Genomic DNA, 10971 nt, shown 5'->3' on the forward strand with positions numbered 1-10971 from the left:
AATGCAATAAAGCAAATGCCGAAAAATTCCAAAACATATTTATGTGGAATGCACTCATATTGGTACTTGTAGAAATGTCAAAATTCTTGTTTATAAAATTAAGAAAATGGAATTATTTTACTTTCTGGACATGGAAGCTGGTTCATTTCTGGATATAATACAGCTTCAAATGAAGAAAAGGAAAAATATGATGAAAAGAAGTTATGCAGAACAATGGGAATTGGAAGAAATCACTTATCGCACCATGATGGGAGAATTTATTCTTTATTATCGAGGCAAAATCGTAGGTGGCATCTATGATGATAGATTACTCGTGAAACCAGTAAAATCAGCTGTCCGGTATATGCCGACAGCTCCGTATGAATTGCCATATGATGGAGCAAAGAGGATGCTGTTGGTAGAGGAAGTGGATAATAAGAAATTGATGGTTTATTCCATACGGGAATAAATCTTCATCAAATCTTTATTTTTTTCTGTTAGGTTATATTTCAGTAAGAAATAAAATATGGAAGGAAGGATAGTAAAGATGGAAATGATGTTGCAGACACAAAATTTGTGTAAATATTTTAGAAAACAGAAAGCGGTAAATAATGTTTCACTTAATATAGAAAAGGGACAGATTTATGGACTGCTTGGACCGAATGGCGCTGGTAAATCTACCACATTGAAAATGTTGACTGGTATGATGAAACCCACTGCAGGAAAGATTTACTTTGATGGAAAACTTTGGGATAGGAAAGATTTATCAAAAATAGGAGCGTTAATTGAGAATCCGCCTATTTATGAAAATCTTTCCGCCAGAGAGAATTTGAAGGTAAGACAATTATTGCTTGGTACAGATGAAAACAGAATTGATGAGGTCTTGCAGATTGTATCACTTACAAACACCGGAAAGAAGAAAGCAGGACAGTTTTCTTTGGGGATGAAGCAAAGACTAGGCATTGCAATGGCATTGCTTGGAGAACCGGAACTTTTGATATTGGATGAACCTACGAATGGATTAGATCCAATAGGCATCGAGGAATTACGAGAGCTGATCCGGTCTTTTCCGGAACAGGGAATCACTGTAATTCTCTCCAGTCATATTCTCTCGGAGGTACAGTTACTTGCAGATAAAGTCGGGATTATTTCAGGTGGAATCTTAGGATACGAAGGAGCATTAAAGCAGGGAGATAATCTTGAAGATTTGTTTATGAATGTGGTAAGAAAAAACCAGAAAGCAGGTGAAATCCATGGTTAATATTATAAAAGCAGAACATCAAAAAGCCAAAAGAACCATGCGAAAAAAGTTTATCTGGGGATTTCCTCTTCTTACATTTGTCATGGCATTTATATTTACTCTTGGGATGACAAATGCTTATGCAGAAAGTGTTTGGAACTGGTGGTATACACTTTTGCTGCCGGGGATGATTGCTCTATTTTGTTATCTTTCTGTGGCGCAGGAGAAAAAGATAAAATACTATCATTTAATGACTATTCCCACAGACAGAAGAAAATTGTTGCTGGGGAAAATTATTTATATTGGGTACATGATTTTGTTTTCTAATGTGATTGTGTTTGCAGGAGCAACGCTTGGAGGCTTTCTTCTAACGACACCTGTTCCAGTGAAAGGAGCGTTGATTGCAGTATTGTTTCTGACGGTTTCTGAGTTATGGGAGATTCCAGTAGCTTTATTTTTAAGCGAACGATTTGGAATGATTGTAAACCTGTTCGTCTGCCTGTTTATTACCGTCAGCGGTGTGCTAATATCACAAACCAGAATCTGGTATGTACTTGTTTCTGCAATCCCTATGCGAATGATGTGCCCGTTGCTTCATGTTTTACCAAATGGACTCGCCGCAGAAGTAGGGAATCCTCTTTTGGATACGGGAGTCATTGTTCCGGGAATGTGTCTCTCAATCATCTGGTTTGTTTTTGTAACGGTTCTGTTTTTGAAATGGTTTGAGAGAAGAGAGGTGAAATAAGATGATTGGAAGATCTCTTAATGCAGACTTGCGAAAGATGAAAGGAACATCTGTGATTCTGGCACACTTACTGATTCCGATTATAACCAGCGTTATATTTTTAATATATTACTTTTTTTCACCATGGAATGAAAATATGAAAGTGATTGCATTTTATCAGGCAATAGGAGCAGGACTTCCGGTACTTATTGGAATTTTTACAGCAAGTGTGATGGAACAGGAACAAAATGCAGGTAATTTTCAAAATCTGTTGTCTTTACCAGATAAACCTGCAGCATTTTTATCGAAACTGTTGATGCTACTGGTTTTGTGTCTGTGCTCTATCCTATTGACAGCAATCATATTCGGAATTGGATTTGGAAGAATCGCATCAAGCGATATCGAAATCATGAAAGGATGTATATTTGCAGCATTGCTGCTGTGGGGAAGCAGTGTTCCACTTTATCTGTGGCAGCTGATTCTGGCTTTTCAGTTTGGAAAAGGGGTATCCATTGGAGCAGGGATTATATCAGGACTAATTAGTGCATTGATGCTTACCGGACTTGGAGATTATGTGTGGAAATATGTATTTATCTGCTGGACGGGTAGAGTACCATATACTTATCTGCAATCTGTATTGGGAGAAACTAGTGTAGGTGAATGGTTGTCATTCATACCAGGTTGCTTAATATTTACAGGGATTAGTATGGTATACTATTTTTGGTGGGTAAACCACTGGGAAGGAAACAGAATATCGGAATAGAATCGAGGGAAACTATGGCAAAAATACTGGCAGTTGATGATGAACCGGCAATTTTGGAAATGATAGAAAGCATTTTGAATAAGGATGGACATCTGGTTACCAAAGTAAGTAATCCACTAAAAATTAATATGGAAGAATTACATTGTTATGACCTGATTTTACTGGACATTATGATGCCTGGAATTGACGGCTTCGAATTATGCAAAAGAATCAGGGCACTTGTGGATTGTCCGATTTTGTTTCTTACGGCAAAAACGGAGGAAAACAGTCTGGTAAACGGACTTTCTTTAGGAGCAGATGATTATATTTCAAAGCCATTTGGAGTGATGGAACTTCGAGCAAGGATCAACGCGCATCTACGGAGAGAGCACAGGGAACATTCTGTCAGAATGGTTTTAGGGAGAGTCTGCATTCAGATGTCTCAAAAGAAACTATTGGTTGATGATAAAGAACTTCCGTTTACGAAAGCAGAGTACGAAATCTGTGAATTTCTGGCTAAAAACAGAGGACAGGTTTTCTCGAAGGAACAGATATTGGAAGCGGTCTTTGGCTTTGACAATGAGAGTAATGACAGTACTATAATCACGCATATCAAAAATATAAGAGCAAAATTTGCGGATTATGATTATATGCCGATAAAAACAGTCTGGGGGATTGGATATAAATGGGAAGAGTAAAGAGAAGCAATGCACTCAGCAGGATTTTTATGAGATATGTACTGGTCATGCTTGGATCATTAGTTGGTTTGGTGATTGTTGCTTATCTGCTGCTGTACCTTTTGATTAGTGTGGGCTGTATTTATCCGGCAAATTATGCAGAGCAAAAGATTAATGAAGCATATGATACGATTCTACGTGCAGATAAAGTGACTGCTGAGATGATTCCCGCACTTTGTGATTATGTAATCTTTTCAGAGAATGGAGAGAAAATAGGTGGAGATCTGCCAGAACAATACGAACAGATAGCATGGAATGTTGCAAAGTACAGAAACGCATCCGGGAAATATTTTTATAAAGTAATTGTAAGGGAAAATGAATATGTTGTATTGCAATATCGCCTGACACCTCAATATCATTCAGCTTTTTTGAGGGAGCATTTTATAGGACCACAGAATGTGATGATTATTATGTCTGTGATTGGAGCGGTAGCGATTATCATCATTCCGTCCATACGTTTTGGAAAAAGAATCAAAAAGCAGATGCAGCCTGTATTAGACGCAATCGGACAAATAAAGGATCAAAATCTGGAATATGAGACATCCTGTTCCGGTATCAAAGAGTTTGATGACTGTTTATCGGCAATCGATGATATGCGAGATGCATTGCGAGAATCTTTAGAAAAGCAGTGGAAAACAGAGCAGGAAAAGAAACAACAGATGTCTGCTTTGGCGCATGATATTAAAACACCTCTTACGATTGTACGGGGAAATGCAGAACTACTTTCAGAGACTGAACTGACCACAGAACAGAAGAAAAATATCACTTATGTTTTGAACGGCACAACACAGATACAAAGTTATGTAAAACAGTTGATAGATGTCACAAAATCATGGAATTGCAGTGATGTTACCTATACAACGATGAGGTTAGAAGATTTTTTCGCAGATATAAAGGAACAGGCACTCGGACTGGTAGAAATCTATCACCAGAAGATAGATTGGAAGGCGGAACAAAGTGATAAAAAGGTAACGATTGATTATGATCCAATGTTCCGGGCCGTAATGAATGTGATTCAGAATGCAGTGGAGCATACAAAAGAAAATGGAATCATTTATATTGACGCAAAGGAGCAGGATGACCGGCTGACATTCATTGTGGAGGATAGCGGATCAGGATTTACAAAAGAAGCATTATTGCATGGCACAGAGCAGTTTTTTATGGATGACACAAGTAGAAATGGCGAAGCCCATTATGGGATGGGACTATTTTTTGCAAAAACTGTGGCTGAAAAATATGGTGGAGGTATTAAACTTTCAAATTCTGAAAATACAGGTGGGGCGAGGGTAGAAATATTTTTCCTGAGTAGTCAGAAAACACGCTAAATAGAACGCAATTAAGCTATGTAAAAGAAATGGAAGATACTATCACAAACCGAATGCTTCACTGGTCTTATACACCTGAACAGAAAGAGAAAGTGAAGAAGGCACTTGCCGCAGGAGTTGCTAAGTCAACGATTCTTACTTACTTCTATCCGGAGGTTACTGTGGAGAGGATGAGTTTATATCGGAAGAAGTAGTAAATGTTATCGCATAGACACAGGATTATGTTATACTGTGTCTATGCGACATTAAAGAAACTTACAAATCGTTGTTTGGAGGTACACGATGATAATAAAAATTGTTACACTTTCACTGATGGCAGTGTTTTACATCTGCTATTTTGCAAAGCTGATTAGTCAGAAAAAGCAAGGCATAAATACAGACCAATTAGGAAAAGGAAAAGAGGGATTTGTCAAATTTATAGAAGTAGCTCTTAAAATAATCACATATTTGCTTCCTGTAATACAGATTATCAGTATTGTGTTTTGTTCGGGAACAGCACATATTGTGTTGCAATTTACAGGAGTTGTAATAACAATGTTCGGTGTACTTGCTTTTATTGTTTCTGTTACACAGATGAAGGAGAATTGGAGAGCAGGTGTGCAAAAAGAAGAAAAGACCAATTTGGTAACAACGGGCATCTATTCTATTAGCAGAAATCCTGCATTTTTGGGTTTTGATTTAATGTATATAGGAATATTGTTTTCGTTCTTTAATTGGTTCCTTTGCTTTGCCACAGGTTTTGCAGTGGTATTTTTTCATTTACAGATAGTCAATGTAGAGGAAGATTTTTTGATAAAAGCATTCGGAAATGAGTACCTGCAATACAAATCAAAAGTATGCCGATATTTAGGAAGAAAAAGATAACTTCATATTTAGGTGGTTTGTCAATAGCAATAATATTTAATGCATAATCTGATTTAAGAGTGAATTTCAAATTTTAGATTTTCAATAATCATGGGATAAAAATAACAGGGAGGATTATAGTTTTCGGAATAAAGCCGATATATAATATTAGAAACAATAAATAATAAAGAACGGATTCAGAGAAGGAGGACAAAGGATATGTCAATGAATGTGAATACAACGGGTACTGTTTATGGAAGTTATCAGAATACCTACAAGGCAGGTACAGTAGATAAGAAAAAAGAAACAGCGAAAACAACAGAAAATGATAAGGTCAAGAAAAATGTGACAGAAAGTATAGCCGAAAAAAATCTAAGTAAAGAGGCACAAAAAATGCTTAAAGATATGCGTGGCTCAAGAACAGATATGGACTTTATGGTTGCAGATTTTGAAAATGGTGATAATGCTAAAGATATTTTAGCACAAAGTGATAAAGAGTTTACGGTTATTTTCTCAAAGGAAGAAATGGAGAAGATGGCATCCGATCCCAAATATTATGCTGAAAAGATGCATAGTATTGAAGGTGCTTTGCGTATGTCGGATGAAATCAATGCTCAGTTTGGATTTGAAAGAGCATTTGGTAAGACAAACGGAATAGAAAACAGTGCAGATACTGATACAAAAATAACAAAGTTTGGTATTTCTTTTAATAGTGATGGAACTACAACATTCTTTGCTCAATTAGAAAAAACATCAGCTAGTCAGAAAGAATATCTTGAAAAAATTCAGGAAAAGAAAGCTGCGGAGAAGAAAGAGGCGAAGAAAAAGGAACAATTAAAGCAAATTGAAGTAAAAAAAGCTACTGTTCAAGCAAATTCAAAAGATGAACTTTTGGATAAAATTAAAAATATTGAATGGAATTCTATCAAACCAGAGGATAATAAAATCGGTGGAAGATTTGATTTTTCAATTTAGTATATTTAGATGGGGATGATTACATAAAGTATGGAGGTAGATTCATTATGAGAAAACGTTTTTTTTCTATTATTGTATGTGTTGTCATGCTTTTTACAATGAATGTCACAGCTTTTGCGGCAGAAACTCAGGAAAATTATTCGGAGACGGAGAAAACAATGACATTTGAAATAACTCCGACAGCATTAACTTCTGGATCATCACGACATTCTGTTGGAATGTTAAATTCCTTTTTTGGAACAAATGATACAGTGGCAACTTCCGCTCTTGGTTCTTTTACAATCAGCAGCACATCTGTTCCGTCAGGCTCCACAATCAGTAAAATAGTGGTTACATCCACAAAAAGTAGTGGAAGTAGTGGAAACATCGAATTATTTGTTGCTAAAGATGAGGATAATGGAGATGGCACATTTGACAGATATACAGACAGCAAAAGTTGGAATAGTTCTCTTACTTTTGCAGATTTTGGCAATTATAATTTAAGCCCTGTTGGAAATTATTATGTTCAATTTGAATCTACAAGGTATTCAACGGGAACTGTTGCAGCAGCAACATTAAAAAATATTTATGTCACAGTATACTATCATTAAAATTTTATAATCCCCATTCTAAACAAGCAAAGATGTTGTTATTCAGTTAGCAGCATCTTTGCTTTTAATTGTATAATTGATATGACTATTGAGTTAGAATGACATTGATAGCGATAGAAAGCTATATATTACAGAAGCAGACTTTGATAAAAAAGCATTTGAGAGATTATATAAATTGAATATTATATAATCAGAGGTATATAGAACATGCACAGAGACACTATATTTCAATATGAAACAATGGTGCCTGACACAATAAAAACGCATAGCCAAACTTCGCTCGGTATAACTGCCTGATTGTGTCGAAATTCGTATTTTATCAATTATATCTGATAAAACTGGATTTGCGGTATTGAAAATCAGTTATAGCCGTGGTACCATATAGACAGTTTCAGAAGGGAGGCTGGTCTACATGATTAAACGAGAAATTTATATGAGCCGTATCCGTCCTTTTATCGGAAATGAGCTGATAAAGGTTCTGACAGGGATTCGCCGTAGTGGAAAATCTGTCATGCTGAGCCTGATCCAAGAGGAACTTGCCCAAAACGGGGTCCAACCAGAACAGTTTATTTCCCTGAATTTTGAGAACATGAGCAATGCACACCTTTGTACGGCTGTTGCATTGCATGATGAAATCCTTCGCAGAACAAAAGAAATCAGCGGCAAGGTTTATCTGTTCTTCGACGAAATCCAAGAGGTGGCTGATTGGGAAAAATGTATCAACTCTTTCCGGGTGGAGCTGGATTGTGATATATACATTACCGGTTCCAACGCCAAGCTGCTTTCCGGTGAGCTTGCCACTTATCTTGCCGGACGGTATGTGGAGTTCGTGATTTACCCGTTTTCATTCAGAGAGTTTATGGAGCTGTATCACACCGTTTACGAAGGTGCAGACGAAAGACAATGCTTTACAAAATATCTGACGCTGGGAGGAATGCCCTATTTGAGCAACCTTCGCTACGACGATGCCGCCAGTCGTCAGTATTTGCGGGACTTGTTCAACTCCGTAGAGCTGAAAGATATTATCAAGCGAAACAATATCCGTGATGTGGATATGCTGGAGAGAATTATTGCTTATATAACTTCCAACATCGGCACTACCTTTTCTTCCACAGCCATTTCCAAGTATCTGAAAAGTGAAGGGCGCTCCGTTTCACCAGAAACGGTACTGAACTACATCAAAGCCTGCACGGACGCATTCCTGTTTTATCAGGTGAAGCGCCAAGACCTCCAGGGAAAGAAAATCCTGACCGTCAACGAGAAATACTATGTTGCAGATCATGGTGTCCGGGAAGCCGTGTACGGTGGCAACATGAAGGACATTAACCTTGTCCTTGAAAATGTTGTCTACATGGAGCTGCTGCGCCGTGGTTATTCTGTGACTGTTGGGAAAGTCTCTGACAAGGAGATTGACTTCGTATGTGAAGATCATGGGAAAAAGCTGTATGTTCAGGTTTCCTATCTACTTGCCTCGGAGGAAACCATCCAGCGTGAGTTTGGGGCGTTTGCCGGTGTTCGTGACAATTTCCCGAAATACGTTGTAACGATGGACGAACTGGATATGAGCCGAGATGGAATCAAACACCGCAATATTCGTGACTTCCTGCTGGCAGAGGAATGGAACTGAAATGTTCTTCTTTCACCAGAAGATATGCAGAAGTTCTTCCAATGCCGAGAATGAAAAAACAATGGTGCCTGACACAATAAATATTATGATATGTCTGTATTTAACCGCTGTATAGAAACCGGGAATGTTCTCTTAATACTGGAATGTTGGCAGGATGTCCACCCGGCGCTTGTCAGTATCCCAGTGAAATGGGAATACAGCTCGCCGTATGGACTTTTGTATGCTCTGAATCCGCCGGATGATGTTATGCAGTTTGAAAACAATGGTGCCTGACACAATAAATATTGTATAAATGTCAATGCTGTTGTGGTACATGTTGTATTCTGCGTAAATGGTATTCATGTTGTGTCTCCTTTAAACCAATAAAAATATAGAAGCATTTCAATCAGTTCACAATGTCACTTTTATTTTGTGTTATACTGTTTTATATAATTTTCTTGCCCTTGTTTTTGCCCTTATCAGAGTTCGTAAACACTGGTGGGACGATATAACGCAAGGGAAACAATAAGGGAAAGCTCACCTGTGATAAACTTTGTGTTTTCAAGGGATTGAGAGATATTTGATAATAAAATATAACAGTTATTAAATCCCTTGGAATATATGAAATCTCAATTCAAGTTTGCAAAACTAACCAAAAATATAAACAGTTCGTAAAATCGGAATTTGTGGAGGTGTTTTTATGGAATTAAGGAGAATTCATCAAGACTTCTCAGTCTGCCAAGTAGAAGATTATTCACTTGTGAATTTTGAGTCTCAATATTGCTTTATTGGAAAAACTGACGAAGAGAAATCACTTGTATGCGCTACAGGCGAAGCTCCAGCCAATGCTGTTCGGTGGATTGTGGACTGACAATTTCAGTATTTTGAAAACAGGTATAATGTTATCGTCTGGGATGCGCCGGCACACATTCTTTTTTGTCCGGAAGCGTGGTTATACATTGCACATAGACGCACCTGATGGAGGGACGAAAATGGAAACTGAAAAAGTATATGCTATGCCATTTGCAAAAATATATCCTATACTGGTGGCAAAGGCAGTCGGCAAGGGGCGGACGCAGGCAGAAGTAGATGAAATTATTGGGTGGCTGACGGGTTACAGCGCCTGCGGCGTAAAGCAGGAGGGTATCGAAGAGCCGCTGATGAAGGAGATCCGCTATTTGGAAAGCTGGTGGATGAGCTGGCTAAGGGCAAAGCGATGGAGAAGATCAAGCGGACAAACAAATGAGGAAAAGCAGCCTATTACACACCGACAGAGAATGTGGTATAATCTTTAAGAAAACACTGTATGGAAAGGACAAACATGATGAACGCTCTGGATATTATGAAACACCCTGCCGCCTATGTCAGTGGCTATGAAAACACCCCCACGGAGGAACAGTACCGTGCAAAGCAACTGTGTTGGGAGTACAACCGCACCGCTCCCAACGAACAGGAAAAGCGGCGCAGTATCCTGCAGACCCTGCTGGGCACCTGCTCTCCCATGACCGGCATTGAGCCGGATTTCCACTGTGACTATGGCTTCAACATCCATACCCACGGCTTGGCGGTCATCAATTATAACTGTGTCATTCTGGATACCTCTCCGGTAAACATCGGAGCAGGTGCCTTTATTGCCCCTGGCGTATGCCTTGCCTGCTCCGGTCATGCCATCGATCCGGAGCAGCGCAGCCATGGCATTGGCACCTCGTCACCCATTACGCTGGAGGAAAACGTCTGGATCGGCGCAAATTCCACTGTCTGTGGCGGCGTTACCATCGGGGCAGGCTCGGTTATCGGGGCGGGAAGCGTCGTCACTCATGACATTCCCGCCGGTGTCATCGCTGCAGGGGTGCCCTGCAAGGTGATCCGCCCCATTACTGAAAAAGATAAGTTCAAGCCGGAGGATATTCTGTTCTGAGAAATCCAGATCGAAAACTCTGAAAAAAGCACTCCGGGGACATTTTTGTTTTTCGCCATGTTTTTCTGCGGGGAGAAGGCATGGTATACTGAGAGCGACAACTCGGAAGTTGGAGGATACACGCATGAAAATTGTAATCATTAATGGAAGTGCCAGAAAAGGAAATACGCTGGCAGCAATCAATGCATTTATAAAAGGAGCGTCAGAAAAGAATAAAATTGAAATCATTGAACCCGACAAACTCAACATTGCACCATGCAAGGGATGTGGTGTCTGTCAATGCTCTAAGGGA

13 protein-coding genes and 3 pseudogenes are annotated in these 10971 nt (G+C 38.9%); all 16 read left to right on the forward strand.

Going from position 1 to position 10971, the window contains the following annotated elements:
• Positions 1-111: 111 nt before the first annotated feature.
• Positions 112-225 (forward strand): annotated as a pseudogene (locus WMO14_RS12730) (DUF3784 domain-containing protein); the annotation flags it as partial.
• Positions 170-448 (forward strand): TfoX/Sxy family protein, encoded by a 279-nt coding sequence (locus WMO14_RS12735; RefSeq protein ID WP_439655305.1) that lies wholly within the window; start codon positions 170-172, stop codon positions 446-448. The pseudogene WMO14_RS12730 and the gene WMO14_RS12735, both read left to right, overlap by 56 nt.
• Positions 449-526: 78 nt before the next feature.
• Positions 527-1240, forward strand: a complete 714-nt coding sequence (locus WMO14_RS12740; RefSeq protein ID WP_055176472.1) for a lantibiotic protection ABC transporter ATP-binding protein — start codon at positions 527-529, stop codon at positions 1238-1240.
• Positions 1233-1964: a lantibiotic immunity ABC transporter MutE/EpiE family permease subunit gene (locus WMO14_RS12745; protein WP_349153942.1), complete on the forward strand. Its 732-nt coding sequence runs from the start codon at positions 1233-1235 to the stop codon at positions 1962-1964. The genes WMO14_RS12740 and WMO14_RS12745 overlap by 8 nt, the downstream gene beginning before the upstream one ends.
• A 1-nt stretch (position 1965) precedes the next feature.
• Positions 1966-2706: a lantibiotic immunity ABC transporter MutG family permease subunit gene (locus tag WMO14_RS12750; RefSeq protein ID WP_004853401.1), complete on the forward strand. Its 741-nt coding sequence runs from the start codon at positions 1966-1968 to the stop codon at positions 2704-2706.
• Positions 2707-2720: 14 nt separating this feature from the next.
• Positions 2721-3383, forward strand: a complete 663-nt coding sequence (locus WMO14_RS12755; protein ID WP_116444345.1) for a response regulator transcription factor — start codon at positions 2721-2723, stop codon at positions 3381-3383.
• Entirely contained in the window at positions 3371-4747 is a 1377-nt protein-coding gene (locus WMO14_RS12760) for a sensor histidine kinase (protein WP_349153943.1), read from the forward strand. The genes WMO14_RS12755 and WMO14_RS12760 overlap by 13 nt, the downstream gene beginning before the upstream one ends.
• A gap of 282 nt (positions 4748-5029) precedes the next feature.
• Positions 5030-5611 (forward strand): methyltransferase family protein, encoded by a 582-nt coding sequence (locus tag WMO14_RS12765; RefSeq protein WP_055176460.1) that lies wholly within the window; start codon positions 5030-5032, stop codon positions 5609-5611.
• Between the two features lie 198 nt (positions 5612-5809).
• Positions 5810-6565 carry a DUF6033 family protein gene (locus WMO14_RS12770; protein WP_171029228.1) on the forward strand — a complete coding sequence of 252 codons (756 nt, stop codon included), beginning with the start codon at positions 5810-5812 and terminating at the stop codon, positions 6563-6565.
• A gap of 47 nt (positions 6566-6612) precedes the next feature.
• Entirely contained in the window at positions 6613-7155 is a 543-nt protein-coding gene (locus WMO14_RS12775) for a hypothetical protein (protein ID WP_008116573.1), read from the forward strand.
• Between the two features lie 412 nt (positions 7156-7567).
• On the forward strand, positions 7568-8782 hold the full coding sequence (locus tag WMO14_RS12780; protein ID WP_008116575.1) for an ATP-binding protein: 1215 nt from the start codon (positions 7568-7570) through the stop codon (positions 8780-8782).
• A 78-nt stretch (positions 8783-8860) separates the two neighbouring features.
• Positions 8861-9055 (forward strand): annotated as a pseudogene (locus WMO14_RS12785) (LysR family transcriptional regulator); the annotation flags it as partial.
• 406 nt (positions 9056-9461) lie between these two features.
• The gene (locus WMO14_RS12790) at positions 9462-9632 is read left to right on the forward strand and encodes a hypothetical protein (protein ID WP_207643374.1); all 171 of its coding nucleotides are present in this window, start codon (positions 9462-9464) and stop codon (positions 9630-9632) included.
• Between the two features lie 121 nt (positions 9633-9753).
• Positions 9754-10056 (forward strand): DUF2200 family protein, encoded by a 303-nt coding sequence (locus tag WMO14_RS12795; protein ID WP_242858655.1) that lies wholly within the window; start codon positions 9754-9756, stop codon positions 10054-10056.
• An 11-nt stretch (positions 10057-10067) separates the two neighbouring features.
• Positions 10068-10679, forward strand: a complete 612-nt coding sequence (locus WMO14_RS12800) for a sugar O-acetyltransferase (protein WP_349153944.1) — start codon at positions 10068-10070, stop codon at positions 10677-10679.
• A gap of 124 nt (positions 10680-10803) precedes the next feature.
• Positions 10804-10971, forward strand: a pseudogene (locus WMO14_RS12805) (flavodoxin family protein); the annotation flags it as partial.

This window comes from Lachnospira rogosae (ex Hitch et al. 2025) (assembly GCF_040096455.1).
GTDB lineage: Bacteria > Bacillota > Clostridia > Lachnospirales > Lachnospiraceae > Lachnospira > Lachnospira rogosae.